General features: G+C 39.6%; 14 protein-coding genes and 2 pseudogenes. 4 read left to right on the top strand and 12 right to left on the bottom strand.

The features are described 5' to 3' along the window. Nucleotides 1-711: 711 nt before the first annotated feature. From VB732_RS29360 to VB732_RS29345, 4 genes are all read left to right on the top strand, one after another. Complete coding sequence (locus VB732_RS29360; protein ID WP_323234394.1) at nucleotides 712-1,689, top strand: CPBP family intramembrane glutamic endopeptidase; 978 nt, start codon at nucleotides 712-714, stop codon at nucleotides 1,687-1,689. Nucleotides 1,690-1,733: 44 nt separating this feature from the next. Then, nucleotides 1,734-3,014, top strand: coding sequence for an HlyD family efflux transporter periplasmic adaptor subunit (locus VB732_RS29355; protein WP_323234393.1), 1,281 nt, complete (start codon nucleotides 1,734-1,736; stop codon nucleotides 3,012-3,014). Next, nucleotides 3,015-4,244, top strand: a complete 1,230-nt coding sequence (devC, locus tag VB732_RS29350) for an ABC transporter permease DevC (protein ID WP_323234392.1) — start codon at nucleotides 3,015-3,017, stop codon at nucleotides 4,242-4,244. Nucleotides 4,245-4,364: 120 nt separating this feature from the next. Further along, a complete protein-coding gene (locus tag VB732_RS29345; RefSeq protein ID WP_323234391.1) occupies nucleotides 4,365-5,084 on the top strand; it encodes a DevA family ABC transporter ATP-binding protein in 720 nt (239 codons plus the stop codon). Here VB732_RS29345 and VB732_RS29340 read toward each other — a convergent pair. The 12 genes and pseudogenes from VB732_RS29340 to VB732_RS29295 all read right to left on the bottom strand — a co-directional run. Then, entirely contained in the window at nucleotides 5,054-5,902 is an 849-nt protein-coding gene (locus VB732_RS29340) for a GNAT family N-acetyltransferase (RefSeq protein WP_323234390.1), read from the bottom strand. The genes VB732_RS29345 and VB732_RS29340 overlap by 31 nt on opposite strands. A 53-nt stretch (nucleotides 5,903-5,955) precedes the next feature. Further along, the gene (locus VB732_RS29335) at nucleotides 5,956-7,416 is read right to left on the bottom strand and encodes a hypothetical protein (RefSeq protein ID WP_323234389.1); all 1,461 of its coding nucleotides are present in this window, start codon (nucleotides 7,414-7,416) and stop codon (nucleotides 5,956-5,958) included. Nucleotides 7,417-7,574: 158 nt separating this feature from the next. Further along, complete coding sequence (locus VB732_RS29330; RefSeq protein WP_323234388.1) at nucleotides 7,575-7,796, bottom strand: MbtH family protein; 222 nt, start codon at nucleotides 7,794-7,796, stop codon at nucleotides 7,575-7,577. Nucleotides 7,797-8,001: 205 nt separating this feature from the next. Then, nucleotides 8,002-8,319 (bottom strand): hypothetical protein, encoded by a 318-nt coding sequence (locus tag VB732_RS29325; protein ID WP_323234387.1) that lies wholly within the window; start codon nucleotides 8,317-8,319, stop codon nucleotides 8,002-8,004. A 298-nt stretch (nucleotides 8,320-8,617) separates the two neighbouring features. Beyond that, the gene (gntD, locus tag VB732_RS29320; protein WP_323234386.1) at nucleotides 8,618-9,661 is read right to left on the bottom strand and encodes a guanitoxin biosynthesis L-enduracididine beta-hydroxylase GntD; all 1,044 of its coding nucleotides are present in this window, start codon (nucleotides 9,659-9,661) and stop codon (nucleotides 8,618-8,620) included. Between the two features lie 12 nt (nucleotides 9,662-9,673). Continuing rightward, nucleotides 9,674-10,810, bottom strand: a complete 1,137-nt coding sequence (gene vioD, locus VB732_RS29315) for a capreomycidine synthase (protein WP_323234385.1) — start codon at nucleotides 10,808-10,810, stop codon at nucleotides 9,674-9,676. 57 nt (nucleotides 10,811-10,867) lie between these two features. Then, complete coding sequence (locus tag VB732_RS29310) at nucleotides 10,868-12,232, bottom strand: MFS transporter (RefSeq protein WP_323234384.1); 1,365 nt, start codon at nucleotides 12,230-12,232, stop codon at nucleotides 10,868-10,870. 91 nt (nucleotides 12,233-12,323) lie between these two features. Beyond that, nucleotides 12,324-16,391: an amino acid adenylation domain-containing protein gene (locus VB732_RS29305; protein ID WP_323234383.1), complete on the bottom strand. Its 4,068-nt coding sequence runs from the start codon at nucleotides 16,389-16,391 to the stop codon at nucleotides 12,324-12,326. A 25-nt stretch (nucleotides 16,392-16,416) separates the two neighbouring features. Continuing rightward, complete coding sequence (locus tag VB732_RS36040; RefSeq protein ID WP_416235783.1) at nucleotides 16,417-16,920, bottom strand: phosphopantetheine-binding protein; 504 nt, start codon at nucleotides 16,918-16,920, stop codon at nucleotides 16,417-16,419. Nucleotides 16,921-16,992: 72 nt separating this feature from the next. Then, nucleotides 16,993-18,288, bottom strand: a pseudogene (locus VB732_RS36035) (SDR family NAD(P)-dependent oxidoreductase); the annotation flags it as partial. Nucleotides 18,289-18,402: 114 nt separating this feature from the next. Continuing rightward, a pseudogene (locus tag VB732_RS29300) lies at nucleotides 18,403-22,239 on the bottom strand (beta-ketoacyl synthase N-terminal-like domain-containing protein); the annotation flags it as partial. Nucleotides 22,240-22,253: 14 nt separating this feature from the next. Next, nucleotides 22,254-22,669 (bottom strand): phosphopantetheine-binding protein (locus tag VB732_RS29295; RefSeq protein WP_323234381.1); only part of this gene is annotated, 416 nt, incomplete at its 5' end.

Below are 22,669 nucleotides of genomic sequence, written 5' to 3'. Positions count from 1 at the left end.
ATCGCTGCACTTGTATATTAGGTAAATACTTAAATAATACTGAGTGAAATTTATCGTGATGGTTGTTTAGTTCTCTGATGGCGACAAAAAAGTGTAGGATTCCCTTCGACTAACGGTTTTGAGATGTAATCCTGCCGGGGCGACAAGAATAGCTAGGATACAGATAAAATAAGCTTCATGGCTCTTTGTCCTTGTTGATAACACTTTTACTTATTAGGATTAATTGCATCAATTCTATAACTAATTCCCACTGGAGTTTAGACTAAACTCCTGAATATGACAAGAGTCATATAAATTCATTACCCTAGTCAATTGTTTTAAGATTACTTCCTCGGATACTCTAATTTTAAAGATGTTTTAAAAGTCCCGGACGGTATAATTTTACTGTTTTGGACTGGGTTAAGTACAACGAAAAATAAAAGTTTTAGTCATGTACTAAAGTCCTTAACGGTGCTAACTATGAGAGCAAAAGACCCTTTTAAAATATCCTTTTAACCCTCTTTTGTCACTTTGAGAGAATCCAATCGCTCAAACGATTACGGGGCTTTAATTTCTACTTTTGGTCTATAAATTTTAGTTTCTGTTAGAAAATAGAGCCTCAAACCTAGACTAAATCCAAGTCTCATAATTTGGCTGAGATTATTGTTTTCTGAGAGTGACAAAAGGGGGTTAATCCCAGGAGTTTATTTTTCCTATTAGGAGAGGATGACTATGGTAAGGCAATTTACGGTCAATGTAAAAAAGTACCCACTAGCATGGTACTACGTAATTTCAGTCTTAATTGTAATTCTAATTATTCCAGTTTTTTTATTGACAGGTGCTGATGTTGCAGTAGATCAAGCACTTCAAAAAACTGGTATTCAATTTAATACTGATTTAGTAACTGCATTTCGGGTAGTAGCAGCAGAACCAGGAGCATTTTTTGGAGTTTTCCTTGCGATATTACAAGTAGCAGCACCAGACATTGCAGTATTTATAGTTGCTAGTATTGCATACGGACAAAAAGGTTTATTAGAACTGAAAAATCGGTTTCGTTTTTGGCATCAAGAGATGAACTGGCAGTATGGATTGAAAATTTGGGTAATTTGTATATTAGTTTTTAGCTTGATGAATCTGGCTTCTGCTGGCTTAAATAAGTTGCTACTTTCTGAAAAAGATTTTGTCTGGGATATAAACTTTTTCTCAATTAATTTTTGGAGTGGTTTACTTATTGCTATGTTTTTAGATGCTGGAGGTTTATTTGAAGAGAATGGTTGGCGAGGGTTTGCTCTACCTTTATTACAAAAACGCTTTCGACCTCTGCAAGCATCAATAGTATTAGGATTTTTCTGGTCTATGTGGCATATTCCAGTCAAAATTAATTTAGCATTTGATTATGGAGTCATAAATTTTTTGTCTATGTTTTTTATCCTTACCTGCAAATTTATCTTGATTTCAATAATCATGACTTACTTTTTTAATAAGGTTGGACAGTGTACTATAATAGCTATTGTTATGCACGGCTTGTCAAATGATTCAATCAGATTGGGAGGTAAAGTTTTATCTGAAACTTTTATCGATCAACAAATTGCTGAAATAAATTTAGTGATGCCAATGCTTGTAGTTACTATGTTTTTAATTAAACAAACAAAAGGGAAACTTGGTTTCATTCCAGTAGATACTAGTTTGCCAGAAGTTTCTATTAGATAAGCTGACTTACTGCTAAGTTCGGTTTGTAGCAAAATACCACATCTATGTTTTTTATAGCTAATTTTCTATCTAGACAATTTCTCTTTGTCAGCGTTCATTACATAAATCGACAACATTGTTCTCCTCAGCCCAGTGTTTTTAAATTAAATATTCGTCGCCTAATAGTTTTTAGCCTTTTAAGTTCTTGTGTTGCTTGTAGTTCTATTCAAGCAAATAATCAGATTTCTAGAGAAACTCCCATTCAGGCTGTTAGTGATACAAGTCTGGTGGCGGCTTTAGGAAAGTTAATTCCAGAAGGTGATGTGATTAGAATTTCAGTTGTGAATGCTCAAGACAGTCGTGTAAACCAAATCCTTGTCCAGGAGGGAGACTATGTAAAAGCTAATCAGGTGATAGCGATTCTTCAAGGACAAAACCTTGCAGAGCAGGAACTCAAAGATGCACAAGCTAATGTGAGAATTAAGCGATCGCAACTACTCAAAATTCAGCAAGGTGATGCCAAAGTGGGAGAAATCGCTGCTCAGGGTGACACTATTACTGAGTTGCAAGCTCGGCTACGAACTGAAACTATGCAAAGAAAAGCTGCGATCGCAGAAGCGAGTGCCTCACTCGATAATGCTAAGTTGAAGCATCAACGCTACACAACATTGGCTAACGCCGGAGCCATTACACGTTCTGACTTTGACGATGCAAGAACCGAATTTAGAAAGGCTTTAGCAACCCTCAACCAAAATCAAGCTGCATTAGCGAATACTACCTCAACTTTGCCAGCACAAATTGCCAAAGAGGAATCCAATCTCAGGAAATTACAAGAAGTACGTCCTGTTGATGTGCAAATTGGCAAAGCAGAACTAGATCAAGCCTTGATTCAGGTAGAACAGAAAAAGGCTGAATTAGAAGATAAGCAGGTGCGAGTACCTGTTGCAGGTCAAATTTTAAAAATTAACACCCGTGTCGGTGAACAAGTGAACGTTCAACAAGGAATTGCAGAATTGGGACAGACTCGTCAAATGTATGTAATTGCAGAAGTTTACGAAACCGATATCTTCAAAGTGAAACTAGGACAAAAAGCAATAATCGTCAGTGAATATGGAGGATTTCAAGGTGAAATCCAAGGAAAGGTAAGTCAAATTGGTCTGCAAATTGGTAAAACTCGTCTTGAGCAAGATGAAAATAAACCGACAACAGATGTGAATAACCGAGTAGTAGAAGTAAAAGTTCGTCTTGACCCCAAGGATAGCCGCAAAGTTGCTACGTTTACAGGAATGCGAGTCAGGGTGAAGATAGGCACTGAGTTGAATAGCAATAGTTCAGGGGTTAGTTAAATGTTACAGTACTTCTCAATTGAGGTTCCTCTGGCGTGGTCGCAGTTATTTCACCAGAAAATTCGTCTTGCTGTTGCTACTACCGGTGTTTGCTTTGCCAATATTTTAATGTTTACTCAGCTAGGAATTCAAGCTACTTTATCACAGGGAACCACCCGGCTACATGAAAGCATCGCTGGGGATTTGCTCTTAATCTCCTCATTTAGTCCCTCTTTAGAATTTCAGTTATCTTTTCCTCGCGCTTACTTGATTCAAGCAGATGCAGTAGAAGGTGTTGCTTCTGCCAGACCACTCTATATCAGTTCAACTAATTGGGCAAATCCCCAGGAGCTATCACAGCATCATTCTTTAGCCAAAACCGATAAAACAGCAGAAACAGAAGGAAATTCCTTCGGTAATCAAGTAAGAATTATTGCCTTTAATCCTATTCAACCAGTTTTGAATATACCAGAAGTCAATCAACAAATACAAAAGTTGAATTCACCAGATACAGTATTGTTTGATCGCCTCTCTCAACCGTCGCTAGGAGCTATCCCCGAACTACTTGCCCAGCAACCAGAAGTGGCAACAATTATGGGCAATCGTCGTACTTATGTGAAAGGACTCTTTAGTATGGGGAGTACTCTGGATCTACAAGGAAATGCGATCATTAGTGACTTAAGTTATGCTCAGAATTATGCCCAAAATGGGCAAAATAGCCTTGATAACGTCACAATTGGCGTACTTAGCGTTCAACCTGGAGCCACTATCACTACTGTACAAAAAAGGTTGCGAAATAGCCTGCCGAAAGAAATTAGTGTTTATACTCACGAGGAATTTATTCAACAAGAACGTCAGTATCAAGCTTCCAAACCAGAGGGAATTATACTGACATTCGGTACAATTGTGGGTTTTGTTGTGGGGGTGATCGTTGTTTATCAAGTTTTATATGTCGATGTCAGCGAACACCTGTCAGAATATGCCACTCTTAAAGCTATGGGTTATAGCGATCGCTCCTTATTACAAGTTGTGCTTCAAGAGGCGATTATTCTAGCCGTACTTGGGTTTTTACCAAGTCTGATTGCTTCTGTAGGAATTTATCAATTACTGGCTATACTTACAAGAATTCCATTGACTATGCAATTGAGCGTTGTAGTAAAAATATTCTTTTTTACCCTAATTATGTGTAGTCTTTCTGGGGTAATTACCTTCGGTAAACTACTATCTGCCGATCCAGCCGATGTATTTTAAGTCAGTGGGCTAAATGAAATCTAAAATCACTCTCCATCTGATGGGCGTGTAATTTTAAAATAACCTCTTAAGGAGTTTATTTGTGGATAAATGATTAGTAAATAAAGTATTGGGGAGTCTATGCAACCTACAGTTTCTGCCCTTAATCTTAACTATGCTTTTGGTCAAGGAAATTTACTCAAACCCATACTGACCAATATCAATTTTGATATTTATCCGGGAGAGATTGTTATTTTAATGGGCCCCTCTGGTAGTGGTAAGACTACTTTATTAACCTTGATCGGTGGATTACGCTCCGTGCAAGAAGGTAGTTTAAAAATACTAAATCAAGAACTCCACGGTGCTAGTAAAAGACAACTTACCACAGTTAGGAAACAGATTGGCTTCATCTTTCAGCACCATAACCTGCTGAAATGCCTCACTGTCTATGGAAATGTCCGAATGTCGCTCAAACTGCACTCTGAAATACCCAAATGCGAGTATCGACCACGAGCGATCGCTTTACTAGAAGCAGTGGGACTAGCAGACCGAGTAGATTATTATCCAGAGAAATTATCAGGGGGACAAAAGCAACGAGTTGCGATCGCCCGTGCCCTTGTCGCTCAACCTAAATTATTGTTAGCAGACGAACCCACATCTTCATTAGACAGTAAAAGTGGCCGAGATGTTGTTGATATCATCCAACGCCTAGCTAAAGAAGAAGGCTGTTCTGTTCTGTTGGTCACTCATGACAATCGCATTTTAGATATTGCTGATCGTATTCTTCAGATGGAAGATGGTCAGTTACTCAATACTCTTGCTCAACTTCCTTACCCAATGGAGAGGCTGGCGAGACCGTAAAGCATAAAGCGTTGACCTGGAGAAGCGCTGTCACCACGGCGCAAATGATGCTGTACACGCTTTTTACTGAAACCATAACGCATTAGCAACGAAGTTGCTGCTTTGTTAAAACCTGGCACAAACACCTGAAGTTTATCAGAGAACGATAGATTTAATGCAGTAGCTAACAATGCCTCAGCAACCTCCGGCGTACTAGCAGCCCACGGGCCAAGAGTAGAAGCTTGAGCAAAAAGATAGCCAGTGATTTGACCAGCTACATTGCGAGCCAAGAAAGCACGTTTTGGAATCTCGGCTAAAAAGGTGGCAAAAACTGCCTGACGTTCAGCACCAAATATTTGAGCATCAAAAATTGTTAGTTCCGAAAGTTCCGCAGCACACAATTGGCTCACACACTTGTAAGAACACAAGCTTTTAGGGTAATCAAGTTGCTCGAAAACCAGTGTTGGCTCATCCTCGATAAATCCAAGCTTGGTGTAAAGTTTAGCCCCCATCTCAGTTGCATCCAACAGCATCAAAGGACAACCACGCCCATCAAGCCAGCCTAGTAAATGCCCTATTAACCTTCTGCCAATACCCTGACGTTGAAAGGCTGGGTCAACAGCCATCATTCCAATGTAGGCAAATGCACCATAGTCCACTGCTCCAACCATTCCCACGAGGGTATTGTCACTTTCAGCAACCAACCAGCCATCTGGCTGTAGAATTAAATATCTTCTCAGCTCAGACTTGAAACTATTTGGTTCGCTGTAAGCTGCCATCAAAACCGGCTCAATCTGGTCAATATCGGATGCAATGAGATTACGAATATTCGGGATCATGGTTTAGCTGACAAGTGGTAACTATATCGCAGTCCCAAATTATTACAATTTATCTACTTAACTATTTTAATACCACGATAAAGTAATAATTCCTCCAAAAATTTTATTACATCTGCAATCTGGCAATTATTATTACTATCATCAACTACAGTTCGAGAAAGCTGTAATATCTCTGCTACATTTTGGATTTCTACAGAATTTATCTTTTTAATTATCAATGGAAATATTGGATGTGAAGTAACATTAATTCCAATACCATTAATAAAAACAAGAGTATTGTTTTTATCTACTTGTCTAAATAAAATTTTACGTTTTGGAAAAACTTGAATTGAACTTTCACTCGTTAAAACTCCCTTTTTTTCTGAGATCATTTGAGATGCTGACAACGGCCAAAAACCATAACAAGTTAGCATAGTTAACCATAGTTTTGTACTGGCTCGTTCAATAATTATAGAACCTACAATCCATTTAAACTTCTTAGCTGCTAACTGAATAGATTCTGGAATTTTCTCCGCACTTTCTTGCAAATCATCAGGATTAAAGAAAGATTTTGTAGTTATTTGTCTACTGGGAACAATCGATAGTATAAGTGATAATAAGCCAATTCCGGCTCGAATTAATGGGCTAACTGGATAACCCTTGAAAGAATCTCCACCTAAAATTTTCATTTCCTCATTAAGGGAATGCCATTGTGCTAATGCTTGAGTTATTCGTTTGAAGAAAAATCCTTTAATAGAATCTCCATATAAATATTTGATTTCATCACAAATCATCTGTGATAATTGCATAACCAAGTCGCTGGAAGTATTAATAGCAAGAACTATTGAAACATCTCCTCCTCTAGAATCACCAACGTGCCATCTATCTGAAGGCCAATATATCATGCCTCCTGGTTCAGCTTGAAGAAGAGTAGAACTTTCAAGAAAGTCTTGATAATTTTTAGCTCCTTTCAGCTTTGGATGTTTATTCACAAATTCTGGTGTCCATGTTCTCATAGATTTTCCACCAGTTATAGGAAAATAAAATGCACTTTCAGCAGGATTAAAATGGAAGTGTACGCCAAATGGAGTAACGTGATAATTCCCATAAAATATAGAATAAAAATGTCCATAGCTGATATAACCTAATGATTTGTACAAGCTCTGGAGAAAGTCATAAGTCCAATCCCAAAGAACATCATTAACTTTGATAGCATCAATAACTAATGCATATTCTTGCCCATTCAGCATAGTAGAAATCCGTTGGTTATAACTAGCAAAAGATGCATCTTGCTTTTGCGGCAACCTTATATCTGATTTATCTAATTCTTGCAATTTTTCACCAATATAAAATCTGGTTCTATCATGTACATCATCAGCAGTATTAAAATCATTAACAACTATTTTAAACAACTCATCTGAAGCTATAGGAGGAGAAATGAAAGAGTGTTTGATTGCTAAATTGTCTTTTTCCCAATTGTTTAATGCAAATTTACTCCAAAACTGCTGAGATAAATTGGTATGTGTGGTGGTCATATATTTCTCTGGTTAATTAAAATCTGGTTTTAATTTCGTGTTTATCAATTGTGAAAATTACAAGTGAAAAATCCCGTTAAAAACTTGTTTTCACCAATATATAAGTAAGCCTAAAATAATAAGACATCTGAATATTGGCGAAAACTTTAAGATAATGCTTACATATTTGTTTCAGCCTGCATTTTTTTTCTCAGGCTAAGTGGTCTCATATCAGTCCAGGCTTCTTGAATGTAAGTTAAGCACTCCTTTTTTAACCCTCTTATACCAACATCTTTCCAACCAAAAGCATTCTGCATATCTGCTGGCCAGATTGAATACTGCTCTTCATGGTTAATAACCACTTTATAAATGTTGGTATCTTCTCTGTCATCTCTATTCATTGTTATCTCCTGTTATTTATTACATAACTCCAAAAGTTTAGCTTCTCATAGCAGATACTTGTGAGATACAAAAATACCGCATCTACCTCAAGATATCAGGGAGGGTTGGGATGTACTTCATTTCCTTGCAAATGAGACATCTATTATTCATCTCTTCGTTATTTACTGTCTGTTAATAAATCAATTTTTTAGTAATGTTACTATCTCAAATTGCAGAAATACTAACTTTTACTGGTTCATCAGTTGAAACATCAAATTGCAGCACGGTTTTACAAAAAGCTTGCCATTCAGGGGTAATATTATTATAAACAATATGATCCTCTAAAAAAATTCCATCTGTAACAACATAGTTTTCTTGCAAATAAACTACATCTTCATCAGTAAGCTTTCGCTCGTATTGAACTTCTTTACCATCCATATATTGGCTTTCTTTTTTTAGATAATCAACTTGTTTATCCCAATTAAGGAACTGACATAATTCTTGAACTAAGTAAGCTTTGCAGTATTTTCCTACTGTTGCCATGATGTTACCTAAGTGTGGAATTTGAGTAGATGATTTGTTAAGGATATTAATCGGGCATAAGAACCCTACTTTCATCTCCTATAAAAGGAGATGAAAGAGGATTTAGTAACCTCAACATATGGAAAGTAATTTGATTAACTAACAGCTATTACCAGCAAGATAAAAGCTTTGATGAGGACAAATCGTAGTCCTAAAGTTCGATAAAGATAAAATCAGGATTATAGCCGCTGACTGCAAAGTAATGATACTGGAATGAATGAGTTTCTAGATACTCAACATAGCCTAGCTATTTTGATATCTACAAAATGATTCTTGATGTGCTTGTAGATCGAGAATCTCTTGACTTTCTCAGGTCTTTTGTAATATTTACTCGCTTCAACCATCTGTCTTTTCCATCATAGTTGGCTTTAAATGGATTTCTCCCATGAACAACTCTGAAATTATCGATCAAACAATAATCTCCAGGTTTTAAAGTAATAGGTTCAATGTTCCCATCTATGGCCCTAACTAAAGCATCAAAGGCGTTTTGTGCTTCTTTGTTATTATTTAGCTGATCCATAAAATATGGATCAAGACGTAAATAAGGCGATTCAGGAGAACCAAATAAAACTGAGATTTTATCTCCGGCACAAGAATTCATTTTGTTGATTTTTTCATAGGATAAAGTGATCAAATTAGAGCCATCATTTTCTCGTGATTTCTTTCTGATTTCTGATTCATTCTTTTCCAAATGTGATTCATCTGGGCGGATATAAAAGTTGGGTTCAAACAACGCCTGAATTTGTTCTTGTTTTAGTTGTTCTACATTTAAATTTCCTATAGTTGTCGCAATTTGATCGGGATTACGCAAGCATAAAAAGATAACGTAGTCAGCTCGGTAAGGATGAAAAGCATCTTCGTTGTGCCACCATAAAGTTTGTGAACTTCCAGATCCTAATTGTTCATTTTCATGGCTTTGGATAGGAAAAATGTCATGAACAATATATCCATCTTGTTGAGTAGACCAACCAAAAACTTCTCCTAACAAAGAACCGTATAAAACAAGCAAAATTTGCTCTTCCAGTGTGTGTAAAGCATCGGCTTTCCACTTCCAATGACTAGGTGTTAAGCCAATTTTAGAATCATCGATAGGATAACCTGAAATTATGCATGTACCTAGATTGTTTTCTATTAATCTAAAATCATTGATGAACTCACGAATTCGCCAAGGTAGTTCCTGAGCATATAGACATGAGTCTTTGATGAAATCATGATCTTCTACAGAATTGTAATGCGAGGTAATCTCTTTCAGTAATGATTGAATATCACTGATTTCTTGATGAGATAATACAAGTCTAGACATGGTTTTACTCCTTTATATGTGTATTAATTGTGTGTTTGAATGATAAACACTTAACATCTGAGACAAACGTGAAAGACCCACTTTTAATTTGGCTGTAGAACCACCAAATCCTAAGCGCACATGATGTGGATGATGAAAACAAGTACCAGGTAAAAGTAAAACTCCGTGAGGATTGATTAAATGATGGCAAAAATCTTCAATATCTGAAATGCCTCGGAAGCGTAGAAAAGCAGTTACTCCGCCTTGTGGTTTTACCCACTCCACAAAATCCCGATTTGTTTCAACCCACTCAGCCAAAATTTCTCGATTAGTGTAAGCTTGTTTTTGACGAATATTGAGAAGACAATCTGCATTTTCAATCGCACGTTGAGCAACTAGTTCAACTAATGGTGAAAGAGCCAGACTAATATAGTCACGCAGATGAATACAATCTTCTAATACATCAGGTGGAGCAAAACACCAACCGACCCTTAATCCTGGTAAACCATAAGCTTTGGATAAAGTTCCAAATGAGATGGCTTTGTCGTACAACAAACTAACTTCTGGAAGAGAAGGATTATCGTATGTCAATTCGAGAAATGCTTCGTCCCATGCCAGATAAGCTCCTACTCCAGCCGCCAACTTAATCAATTCTGTTTGCTGTTCTACGCTTACTGAAACTCCAGTGGGATTGTGAGGAAAATTCACAATTATCATGCGTGTATTTTGAGTAATTAAACTTTTTAATTCCTCAAAATCTGGAGCAAATTGCTGCTCGAACCTTAATCGCCAGCGTTTGAGTTGACAACCAATAGATTCAGCAATGTGAACCAGAGAATGATAACCAGGGTCTAAAACTATTACTTCGTCACCAGGTTTTAATAGTGCATTCATCACTAAGAATATGGCTTCACTAGAACCGTTGGTTGCCATGACTCTTGAGATGTCTCCCTTTCCCCAGCGTTGAGCGATCGCTTTCCGCAATCCTAGACTTCCCAAAGAAGGACTGTCGTGGAAAATTAGTTGATCGAACTCTTCCTGTTTGAGTCCAATTAGTTGACGAAGTTCGACCATTGAAAAATCCTCTACACCGCTACCACTAATATCAATTTCATTAGTAAAGTAGTAGTCGCGTAACCAATTCTCTAAAGGAGCCGGGGCGATTTTCATGATGCTATTTCCTTATTGATAAAGTTAGGAGTCAACTTTTGAGATTGCCCTCAGAAATTATTCACTAAATGATTCATGATGATTTTTTGTAGCAGGATCGGCGATTGCATCGGGTAACTCTTTTTCTACCAGCCGTAAACGAGGATACTGATAAGCAATAATTGCGATCGCCATCGTTAGCGCTCCGATGATTATGAACATCAAAGCAATTCCACGTCCTTTTCCTATACCAATCAATTGTCCAACGTTTCCAGCTAAGGCTCCATTAGGGGCTAACAGAGGTTCAAAAACTCGGTCGGCTAGGGGGCCTGCTAATAGATAAGACACAGGAATGCATGACTCAGTAATCATTCCCATTAAGGCAAAGACTCTTCCTTGGATATCAGGGACAACTTTTTTCTGAAATATGACATCTATGGAAGTATTAGTGATTGGTAGGCTCAGGAAGAAAAGAAAAGCACTTAGGGCAACCAGCGAAGTATCAGCCTTTAGTCCGACAGATAGAATAGATAAACCACTTAGCAGCAAAAAGCAAAATACATTCCTCATGAGGTGCTGTGAGCCTCCCCAAGTACTCATGAGCAAGCTGCCAACTAACATGCCACTACCACCAATAGACAGTACAGTACCGAGTGCAGCTGGTGAGGCAAAAGACAATATTAATGGAGTCGCTAATACTTCTACTATGCCCCCAAGGGAATTAGTAGCAGCTACAAGGAGCGTTAATCCCAACAGACCCGGACGAGTTTTAATGTATGTCCAACCTTGAAGAATCTCCCTTAGTAAGGAACTTTTTTCTTGATTGTCGGCTTTAGTCCTATGTTCGGGAAACTTAACAAACAGCAGCGTTATGAGAGCAAATAAGAAGGTAATAAAGTCAAGCAGAAATACCCCTTGAATCTGAATAGTTGTTACCAAAACCCCCGCTAGAATTGGTGAAGTTAGTTGAGCAATTGATTCACTCAGATGGATTAGACCACTAGCTCGGCTAAGGTGTTGTTTAGGTACTAACTGTGTGGTAGCAGCAAGATAAGCTGGCCACTGAAAAGAACTACAGATAGAACTGACAGCTGTACCTAGATAAATCTGCCAGATTTCTAGTTTCCCCACGAAGAATAAAATAGCGATCGCCAGAGTCACCAATCCAGCTCCCGTGTCACCAAATAGCATTGCTTGACGGCGGTTCCACCGATCCACGAAAGCACCTGCAAAAGGGGAAATCAGGATCTTTGGTAAAACTGTGGATACAGAAATGAGTGCTAACTGGGTAACTGACCCTGTGCGCTGGTAAACCCACACACCTAGTGCAAAACCAGTGAGGCTGGAGCCAATCAGAGACATTAATTGTCCAAACCAGATCGCAAAAAAGACCTGCATTCGTCTATTTTTGGATATGTAGGTTATTTGTTTCTCTTCAGTCATCTGGTTGTACCTGGTAGAAGTCTACTCGAAAGTGTGAGTTATTTGATTATCTTCATCTACCTTGAAAATAGACGTGGAGGTTAAATTTTCATCAGAGACTGAGTTGTACTCGATCGAGGCAAATTTTCAACTGCTTTGCGAGAACTTGCACATGGGGTTCAGCCATCATCGTCACATGCTCGCCGGCAACGGTGTAAGTTTGTATTGGTTGGCGAGAAAGTTGATCCCAGCCGACTGTGGGATCACTATTTAATTCCCAATTAGTTCGGAAGAGATTAATTTTATTTGGATAGACCTCCTGTGGTAAATACAAACCGGAAGCTTGAGCCTTGAAAACTTTTAGAAGACCGCGAAGTTGCTCTGGAGTTGCATCCGCAGCAAAGAAGTTGACTGTTTTCAACTGTTCTAGGACATAATTTAATTGCTCATCTAGGGAGAGCGACTGGAGAGCATCGTAGGATACTGACAGTTGCTTGTTCAAAAAACTTTCTATAATGCTTGCAAGCTCAACTAGATATCCAGTGTCATCCTGCTCAATCTCGATAAACTTGTTGCCAGGAATCGGTGCTAAAGTATCCATCAGAGCTAGTAAGGCTACCTCTTCCCCCTGCTTTTGTAACTGCAAGGCCATCTCAAAAGCAACAAGACCGCCAAAGGAATGACCTCCTAGTAAGTATGGACCTTGGGGTTGAATTGTTCGCAGGGCTTCTAGGTTATAAGCTGCGATCGCTTCGATTGTGGTGTGAGGTTCTTGTTCTCCGTCCAAACCCCGCGCTTGCAATCCATAAAAAGGTTGATCTGAACCCAAGTAACGTGCTAAGTGGTACAAATAGAAAGTATATCCACCACCTCCAGGTATACAAAAGAATGGTTTTTTTGAGCCATTAGGCTGAATTGCTACCACAGGAGACCAGGGGAGGCGTTCTGTTGGTTGACGGAGTGTATTAGCTAATTGCTCAATAGTAGGAGCCTGAAATAATTGAGCTAAGGGTACCTTCTGTCCTAGCTGCTGGTGAATCTGAGCCATCAGGCGCACTACCAAAAGAGAGTGACCACCGAGATTAAAGAAGTTATCAGCTATGCCAATTGGTCGGACATCTAAGATATTTTCCCAGATGTGTGCCAGTTGTAATTCTAAATTGTCACGGGGTGGAGTGAAGCTTTGCCGCTCTATTTTGTCTGTATCAGGTGCTGGAAGGCGATGGCGGTCTACTTTACCATTAGGGTTTAGTGGTAAACTCTCCAAGGACACTATAAACGAGGGTAGCATATACTCAGGTAATTTTGCTTTGAGAAAATGCAATAATTCCCCAGTTGCCACAGACCCATGATTAAGGGTAATATAAGCTACTAAGCGCTTGTTACCAGCTATATCTTCACGAGCCATAACCACTGCCTGCTGGATATCAGGGTATTGCCTCAATGCCGCCTCAACCTCTCCAATTTCAATTCTGAAACCGCGTATTTTTACCTGATGATCTAGACGACCAAGGTATTCAATCTGTCCATCACTCAGGTAGCGGACTAGATCGCCAGTTTTGTATAAACGTGTCCCTTGTTCTTGACTAAAAGGATTGGGGATAAATTTTTCCGCAGTCAATTGGGGATGGTTGAGATAGCCACGGGCCAAACCAGCACCGCCTAAATATAGTTCCCCAGGAATGCCGATAGGTACTGGTTGCAGATAATTATCTAAAACATAAGTTTGTTTATTTGCGATCGCATAACCAATGGAAGGTAACTGATTGGCTCCTTTTTTGACTAAAGCAAAGGTTGAGTATGTTGTGTCTTCTGAAGGGCCGTAGAGATTGAAAACTTGTTGAATTGTTTCCCTTTGATATATCTGCTGTACAAGAGAATTTTGCAGAGGTTCACCTGCTAAATTGACCACGCTCACATTCTCAGGTAAGCCATTAATTCTTAATAATTCAATCAGCGCAGAAGGAACCGTATTAATTAAAGTAACTTCTTCTTGGCTAGCTAAGGTGGGTAAATGTAATGCATTTTCAGCCAGGATCGCTTTACCACCGCAACTAAGAGGAACAAATAACTCAAAAATTGACAGATCAAAGCAAATGGAGGTAGAGGCCAAGACACCCCTAAGTTGCTCTTTTGTAAAGACATCTTGTGCCCAATCTAACAATAAAACCGCATTGCGGTGTTCGATTGTTACTCCTTTGGGTCTTCCTGTGGAGCCAGATGTGTAAATCACATAAGCTAGGTTTTCGCTTTGAACCCCAGCGTTCGGATTCTCTTGCTGGTTTTGAGAAATTTTTTGCCAATCTGTATCTATACAGACTACATGAGAATCATGGTCAAATTTGGCGAGCAAATGCTTCTGGGTTAACAACACTGGTGCTTGTGTATCAGTTAACATGAATACCAATCGCTCTTGAGGATACACTGGGTCTAAAGGGAGATATGCACCGCCTGCTTTGAGAATGGCGAGAATTGCCACTACCATTTCTATAGAGCGCTCGATGCACAGGCCGACTAACACCTCTGGCCCTACCCCTAAACCTTTGAGATGATGAGCCAAACAATTGCTGCGCTGGTTTAGCTCTTGATAGGTAAGATAGTGTGATTCAAAAACCACTGCTACCGCATCTGGGGTTAGCTCTACCTGAGCTTCAAATAGGTGATGAATGCACCGATTTTGTGGGTAAAGCACTTGGTTCTGATTCCAAGTTCTCAGCAACTGCTGGCGTTCGGGTGTAGACAAGAGTGGTAAATCAGAAAGCTTTTGTTGAGGGTTTAGAGCGATCGCTTCTAGCAATGTTTGAAAATGACTCAACATTCGGCTAATCGTGCTGGCATCAAACAAATCGGTGTTGTATTCTAAAGCCCCGACTAATCCTTGTTCGCTATCCTCTATTGATAGCGTCAAATCGAATAGTGCCGTATCACCCTCAATTTCCAAGGTATTGATGCTCAGTCCTGGCAGTTCCAGATCCGACTCTGGAGAATTTTGCAGCACAAACATCACTTGGAATAAGGGTTGATAACTTAGGTCGCGTTGAGGCTGTAAAACTTCCACTAATTGCTCAAAAGGAAGGTCTTGATGAGCATAAGCACCCAAAGTTACTTCTCGCACTCTTTGCAGTAACTCTGAGAATTGGGGATTGCCGCCGAGATCAGTCCGTAGCACCAAAGTATTGACGAAAAATCCAATCAACTGCTCAGTTTCGCTGCGATTGCGATTGGCAATGGGTGAGCCAACGCAGATATCCTGTTGACCGGTGTAGCGGTAGAGTAAAGTTTGAAATGCTGCTAACAAGGTCATGAACAAAGTTACTTCTGAGCGGAGGCTAAAGACCTTAAGTGCCTCACTCAGACTCTGCGGCAGCACCAGCGATTGGGTAGCACCACGAGAACTGCGTAACGCCGAACGCGGTCGGTCGGTGGGCAGTTGTAGTACTGGTGCATCTGTTAGTTGTTTTTGCCAATAATGAAGTTGATCTGCCAGTACTTCCTTTTGCAACCATTGTTGCTGCCACAAGGTAAAGTCAACGTACTGGATGGGTAATTCTGGCAGTGGGGAAATTTTTCCGCGATCATAGGCTGTGTAGATAGTAGCCAATTCTTGAATCAAAACTCCAATAGACCAACCATCGGAGATAATATGATGCATTGTCACCAACAGTACGTGTTCTTCTACACCTAATTTAAGTAGTGTGACTCGGAGCAATGGCCCTTGCGCCAGTGAAAAAGGCTGCATCGTCTCGGCTGTGGCTAGACGCTGCACTTCTTGCTCTCGTGACTTTTCTGGCAATCCACCCAAGTCTACTATCGGCAGGTGCAAGTGCAAAAAGGAAGCGATCGCCTGTTGCGGTTGACCATCGAGCGTTATAAATGTAGTCCGTAATACTTCATGGCGACGGACAATTTCATTTAAGCTTTGCTCGAACGCTATGACATTGAGTTTACCTACTAAGCGTATAGTCTGGGAAAGGTTATAAGCAGTGTTACCAGGTTCTAATTGGTCGAGAAACCATAGGCGCTGCTGGGCAAAGGATAAAGGAAAAAAGTTAGAATCTCGACTTTGAGGTTTGATTTTTGTTGGCGATAAAACATCTCCTTTTTCCTTGTTCAGCCTTTGTGCCAAAATCTTCAGTTTCTCTGGAGAAAGCCTAGCGATGCGTTGGGAAAGTTCACTCATTTGAAACCCCAGGTGCAATTATTATTTAATCTTGAGAGGTGAGTATTACTTGCGCTTCGTCTTCCGACAAATTTTCGATATCTGCTAAAATTTGAGCTAAGTTTTCTTCTTCTGTTAAATCAGTTAGTCTTGCTAAAATTGCTTCAGCTAATTCTGCTATAGTCGGGGCATTAAAAAAGAGTTTATAAGGTAATTCTACCTCAAATTTCTTACAAATCCGAGAAACAAGTTGAGTAGCAAATAAAGAATCACCTCCCAATTCAAAAAAGTTATCGTAAATACCTATCTTTTTAATACCTAAAAGTTCTTGCCAAATTTCAGTTAAAGAGCGTTCTACCTCGTTACGACTAGCAACATAAGTGTTTTCTAGATGGGGACGAAGGTGATTTGATTGTAACCAAGTTTCTTTAACTAATGCTGCTGCGGGTTGGACACAATGCTTTTGCTGTATCAAAGTCAAAAAATCTTGTTTTGATACGGCTATTTGAGGTAAATTACTAGTTGCCAAAATGCGTTTGAAAGCCTCCACTCCTTCTGTAAATGTCAGGCTTTTTCCTTGTCTTTCTGCATTTTGTAATAAATCTAAACTATGCCATCTATCCCAATTTATAGATTTAATTGAGCCGGCATTTCTAGAATTACTGTAGCGAGCAAATGCATCTAAGAAAGCATTGCTGGCGGTAGCTTCTAACATTCCTAGAGTACTGTCAAAAGAAACGAGTGATGAACAAAGTATGAAAAAATCTAGTTTAGCTTCTTGGAAGAGAGACTCAAGTAATCGTGTACCGATGACTTTCGATGCCATTGCATTTGCAGCGGCTTCTTTTGTTTTTACTTGAATTATACCTTCTCGTGAAACCGTTGCGGTATGAATCACGCCATGAATTTGACCAAATTGATGATTAGCTTTTTTAATTGCTGCTGCTAGTTGTTGGGAGTTACTCAAATCGGGGCTAAGGATCATAATTTCTACCCCTAGCGCTGCGATCGCTTGTAATTTTCTTATTTTATAGCTAACATCATCCTGCTGTTGATTAGTAGATAGCCATTTTTCCCACTCGTCTTGCTGGGGAAAAGCTGCACACGTTAGTAGTATAAGTTTTGCCTGTACAGCGTGGGCAAGATATTCTGCAACTGCTAAACCAAAGTCTTCTAATACATCTGTAATTAGATAAACGCCTTCTTGTCTTAATTGGGGTATTCCTTCTCCAACTCCTTGCAGCTGAACTGGTTCAAAAGTTTGTACCCAGCGATGATGTCCGCGATAAGCAATAACACTGTCAGATTTGCTACTATTAAATTCCCTTAGTAATTGGTCTACAAGTCTGTTCTCTTCCCAACTTTCGGCATGAGGCAGAATAATATCAATACTCTGACAAACTATGTGTGGATACTCTTGGGGAACTACCTGACAAGGCCCCATAATCAGGGCTTTTTCTGGATATAAAATCTCCGTACCTGTTACATCTTGCAGATTATTTGACACAATTTCAATTGTTACAGAATTTGTGATATTCTGTTGTGCGATCGCTTGTGTCAAAAATAGTAAGCTGTAAAAGCCAAAAGCTTGATATTTTTCGCTATCTTCAACTGTTGACGGTGAAGTTACACTCCATAAATGGACAATTGTTTTTGGAGCTTTGCCCAGTATACAGAGGTCTTTTAGTAAAGCATGATAATCCTCTGGATATCTGGGATTAATTGTATATATACATTCATAAAATTCGTTTTCTTTGTGAAATTTATCTCCAATTTTAACACTAACTACATTGTGGTTTTCAAATCTGAGGCGTTGAACTATTTTTTCACCGAAACCACATTCATCCACAAAAACTAAACAGCATCCTAATTCAACAGTTGACTGAGGTTGTATTGAGCGCTTCCACGATGGAATATAAAACCAGTCAGCCATTTCCCTCTCTTCAGACAATAAACCTGAGTGCCGATGGTCAATATTTTTCTGCTTTGCTAATACGGTAAACGCTTTAGGAGCCTCATCAGTTATGAAAGTGGAAGCCTGGGCCACTAAAACCTGTTCTCCGAAAGCTTCAGTTTCTGAAAAAGCCACAACCTCAACAAATCCATGTTCATGTAATACTTTCTGCCATTGCTCCTTTGACAAAAAGGGATTACCTTTACTGCGTTCTTCATCCTCCAAGGGATTCATTAGCAAACCGTCACCAATATCGAACTCTAATTGAGGTTGAGTTATTTCCCACAGTAATAAAAATCCTCCAGGTGCTAGCAGAGAGCGAACATGCTCAAGTGTTTCTGCCATGTTCCGCGTTACGTGCAGCACATTTACAGCCAGCACTAGATCGAAGCTGTGCAGACTGTAGCCCTGATCTATTGGCAATTTTTCGATATCTAGAAAACGATATTCTACAAATGGATAGTCACTAAACCTCTGTTGAGCTTGTTTGAGAAACAAACCACCTACATCGGTGAAGGTGTAATTAGTTTGCTGCGGTGGTAATATCGGCAATAATTCTGCTGTAGCAATTCCAATTCCACCCCCAATTTCCAGAATTCTTAAATTCACATCTGGTGGTAATGACTTTACTACTGCTTCCACACTTGAGCGCAAGATTGCTTTGATATGGCTATTTAAAGGCGATTCTAATGGTAAACTTTCTTCTTCTGGTTCCTTACCATTGGTGTATAAATCGTCTTCTGTAGCTAAATATAATTCCAGAGGTTCTTTCTCACCAATGAGTACTTCTGCCAGATGTTCACCACAAATCTGGATACTTTTAAGCATTTGAGGTGCGTCTACCCGCCTAACTTTGACTTCTTCTAAAAGAGAATCTAAAGATTTTTTAGTTAAAGGTACTAAGTTATAAAATAGCCCTTTTTCTTGCTGTAACTGTCCTTGCTCTACCAAAATATTTAGCCATCGATATAGCAACTGTTGATAGCGAGGAATAATTTTATATTTTTCAAACAGTGTCTCCAGGGAATATTTTTCTTCTGGATGACGCAAAACTCCTAAATTATGCAAAGCCAGATGAATGTAGCCAATGCATAAACGATCTAACCATTGTTTGTTTGCCAAATAACTCGATCGATCTAGTGCAGAGATGTTGCTACTAGCTTGTAACTGGCCTGCTTGGACAAAAGTTTGCCACAACTGAGCAGATGTTAATCTTTGTTCTAGCTGTAAGTCGGCAGTTTTTGGTTTTTGTAGCTCAATCCAGTAACGTTGACGCTCAAAAGGATAGGTTGGTAAAGGAAGGCGATAACGCTGCTCATGGGTGTAAAAATCTGACCAATTTACTTGTACCCCACTCAACCAAAGTTTAGCCAGATTTGTCAGCAAAAAAGCAACATCCGACTGGTCATCTTGCGGGTGACGGACTGAAGAAACTACAACTTGTTCCTCTGTTTTGTCTGGATGCCGCAAAGCTAATGTACTCAACACTCTACCAGGCCCAACCTCTAACAAGACTTGATTTGGTTCTTTGAGTAATTCTTGTAAACCTTGAGCAAATTGCACTGTTTGGCGCAGATGCTTCGACCAATAACTAGGATCTGTTGCCTCTACTGCTGTAATCCAAGTGCCAGTTACATTAGACAGATAAGGAATTTGTGGAGCCTTCAGACTAATCTTTTTCACCTGTTCAGTGAAAGGCTTTAAAATAGGCTCAACCATCTGAGAATGAAAAGCATGGGAAGTATGTAGACGGCGACACTCCACACCTTGATTTGCTAGCTGGTTTTGTAATACTTCCACAGCATCCGTCAAACCAGAAACCACACAAAGAGATGCTCCGTTAATTGCCGCTAATGAGAGGTGCTTATTCAGCAAGGGTTGCACCTCATTTTCTGGCAACGGGACGGCAAGCATCGATCCTGGTGATAGTAGTTGCATGAGTTTTCCTCGTGCAGCTACTAAAGACAAAGCATCTTCCAAAGAGAACACACCTGCTAGGCATCCAGCAACATATTCACCAATACTGTGACCAATCATTGCCGCCGGATGAATACCCCATGACATCCACAATTTAGCCAAGGCATACTCAATCACAAAAAGGGCAGGTTGGGTAATAGCAGTCTGTTGGAGTTGATCCGCCGCCTCTTGTGCTTGTTCTTCACTAGGGTATAGGATCGATTTCAGGTCTAATCCCAGATGGGGTTTGAGGATTTCAACGCAAAGGTCAACCTGCTGGCGAAAAGTCGGTTCCGTCTGGTAAAGTTCCAGGGTCATATTGACGTATTGCGCTCCCTGTCCGGGGAACATAAACACGAGCGATCGCTCTTTTACCTCTTGAGATGTCAAAACTCTTTGTGGTTCTAGAGAACTCAGTGTATTAACAATATCTTCAATATCCTTACAGACTAATACTCGTCGGTAATTAAAAGCCCTGCGACCTTTATTAAGAGTATAAGCAACATCAGCAAGATTAACTTCTGGATGCTGCTTTAAGTACACAACTAAATTTGTAGTTGCAGCCTCAAGCGCAGATTTGGTTTTAGCCGAAATTGTCACTATCTGCCAAGGTTTAGATGCTTCAGAAGGTATGACAGTAGGGGCTTCTTCCAAAACAACGTGGACATTTGTACCCCCGACCCCAAAAGAACTTACCCCAGCGCGGCGAGGAGTCCCCTGGCTTTTCCATTCAGACAATGTTGAATTGACATAAAAGGGACTGTTAGCAAAATCAATCTTGGAATTAGGTTCTTCAAAGTGCAAACTAGGCGGCAATAACTCGTTTTTAAATGCCAAAGCAGTTTTAATTAAGCCTGCTACACCGGCTGCTGTATCTAAATGCCCGATGTTAGTTTTCACTGAACCAATAGCACAGAAGCCTTTCTTTTGGCTACCAGCACGAAATGCTTGTGTTAGTGCTGCGATTTCAATGGGGTCGCCCAAAACTGTGCCAGTACCGTGAGTTTCAACATAAGTAATTGTTTCCGGTTCAACTTCAGCTATTAATTGGGCTGCTCTAATTACTTTGGCTTGGCTATCTATACGAGGTGCTGTATAACTTAATTTAAACGAACCATCATTATTCGTAGCTGAACCTTTAATGACAGCATATATTGTGTCGCGATCGTTGATAGCATCTTCTAATCGCTTCAAAACCACAATACCTACACCATCACCAGAAATAGTTCCTTGCGCTTTGGCATCAAAGGCGCGGCAATGACCATCGGGAGACGAAATTCCCCCTTCTACATAAACATAACCAGCTTTTCCTTGGGATTGAATTGAGACACCACCAGCCAAAGCCATGTCACATTCACCACTCAGTAAGCTCTGGCAGGCTAAATGTACAGCAACCAATGAAGTAGAACAAGCAGTTTGAATTGTATAACTCGGCCCTTCTAAATTAAGTTTGTAAGAGACGCGTGTGGCTAAATAATCTTTGTCAATGCCGATGGCAATTTGATCGTCATCAACTGAGTCTATAAGGTTTTGGTTCGAGTAAAGATTGAGTAAATAAGAAGGTAAGCTAGCACCAGCATAAACACCAATGGAACCTTCATAAGTTTCAGAATCATAACCAGCATTTTCTAAAGCTTCCCAAGCAGACTCTAAGAAAATGCGATGTTGTGGATCGGTAATTTCTGCTTCTCTAGGAGTAAAGCCAAAAAAGGCAGCGTCAAAAAATTCGACATCTTCTAAGATTGCCCCAGCTTTGATATAATTTGGATCACTTAATTGGGCTGAGTTTATTCCTGAACTCAGTAACTCTTCATCACTATAAAAAGCAATTGATTCTACACTATTTTGCAGATTTTGCCAGAACTCATCAGCGTTTTTTGCTCCGGGGAAACGTCCAGAAATTCCGATAATTGCAATTTCTAAACCTGTTTGATGATTAACATTACTCGACCTATCCATTATCTATAATCCTCTTAATAATTATTTGACTTTATTTGTTGCAGGCGCTTTTTCAGTCGAGCTTTACCTTCTTTGAGTTTCTCAGTTTGAATGTTAGTTTCCTCAACAAATGATGGTGGATTGGAAGAGGAATTTAAGTACTCTGCCAACGAATTAATGGTTGGATATCTGAACATATCGAGTATTGTTAACTCTGTTTGTGAGACTTGCCTCAATTGGGTATGAACCTGAACCATAAGCAGGGAATGTCCACCAAGTTCAAAGAAGTTATCGTGAATGCCTACTTTTTCTAAATTAAGAACCTGTTGCCAAATAGCAGCAATATTTTGTTCTAGCTCAGTTTTGGGGACAACATAAGCAACTTCAGACTCTAGACCAAGGCTATGAGGTAGAGGTAAAGCTTGGCGGTCAACTTTGCCATTATTATTGA

The organism is Nostoc sp. UHCC 0252 (genome assembly GCF_034931145.1).
Classification (GTDB): Bacteria; Cyanobacteriota; Cyanobacteriia; order Cyanobacteriales; family Nostocaceae; genus Nostoc.
This window is presented reverse-complemented; position numbering and strand designations above follow the sequence as displayed.

Bases quoted from the DNA above. Each gene is read 5' to 3' on its own strand.
- VB732_RS29360 (WP_323234394.1), top strand. From the start codon at position 712: ATGGTAAGGCAATTTACGGTCAATGTAAAAAAGTACCCACTAGCATGG.
- VB732_RS29355 (WP_323234393.1), top strand. From the start codon at position 1,734: ATGTTTTTTATAGCTAATTTTCTATCTAGACAATTTCTCTTTGTCAGC.
- devC (WP_323234392.1), top strand. From the start codon at position 3,015: ATGTTACAGTACTTCTCAATTGAGGTTCCTCTGGCGTGGTCGCAGTTA.
- VB732_RS29345 (WP_323234391.1), top strand. From the start codon at position 4,365: ATGCAACCTACAGTTTCTGCCCTTAATCTTAACTATGCTTTTGGTCAA.
- VB732_RS29340 (WP_323234390.1), bottom strand. From the start codon at position 5,902: ATGATCCCGAATATTCGTAATCTCATTGCATCCGATATTGACCAGATT.
- VB732_RS29335 (WP_323234389.1), bottom strand. From the start codon at position 7,416: ATGACCACCACACATACCAATTTATCTCAGCAGTTTTGGAGTAAATTT.
- VB732_RS29330 (WP_323234388.1), bottom strand. From the start codon at position 7,796: ATGAATAGAGATGACAGAGAAGATACCAACATTTATAAAGTGGTTATT.
- VB732_RS29325 (WP_323234387.1), bottom strand. From the start codon at position 8,319: ATGGCAACAGTAGGAAAATACTGCAAAGCTTACTTAGTTCAAGAATTA.
- gntD (WP_323234386.1), bottom strand. From the start codon at position 9,661: ATGTCTAGACTTGTATTATCTCATCAAGAAATCAGTGATATTCAATCA.
- vioD (WP_323234385.1), bottom strand. From the start codon at position 10,810: ATGAAAATCGCCCCGGCTCCTTTAGAGAATTGGTTACGCGACTACTAC.
- VB732_RS29310 (WP_323234384.1), bottom strand. From the start codon at position 12,232: ATGACTGAAGAGAAACAAATAACCTACATATCCAAAAATAGACGAATG.
- VB732_RS29305 (WP_323234383.1), bottom strand. From the start codon at position 16,391: ATGAGTGAACTTTCCCAACGCATCGCTAGGCTTTCTCCAGAGAAACTG.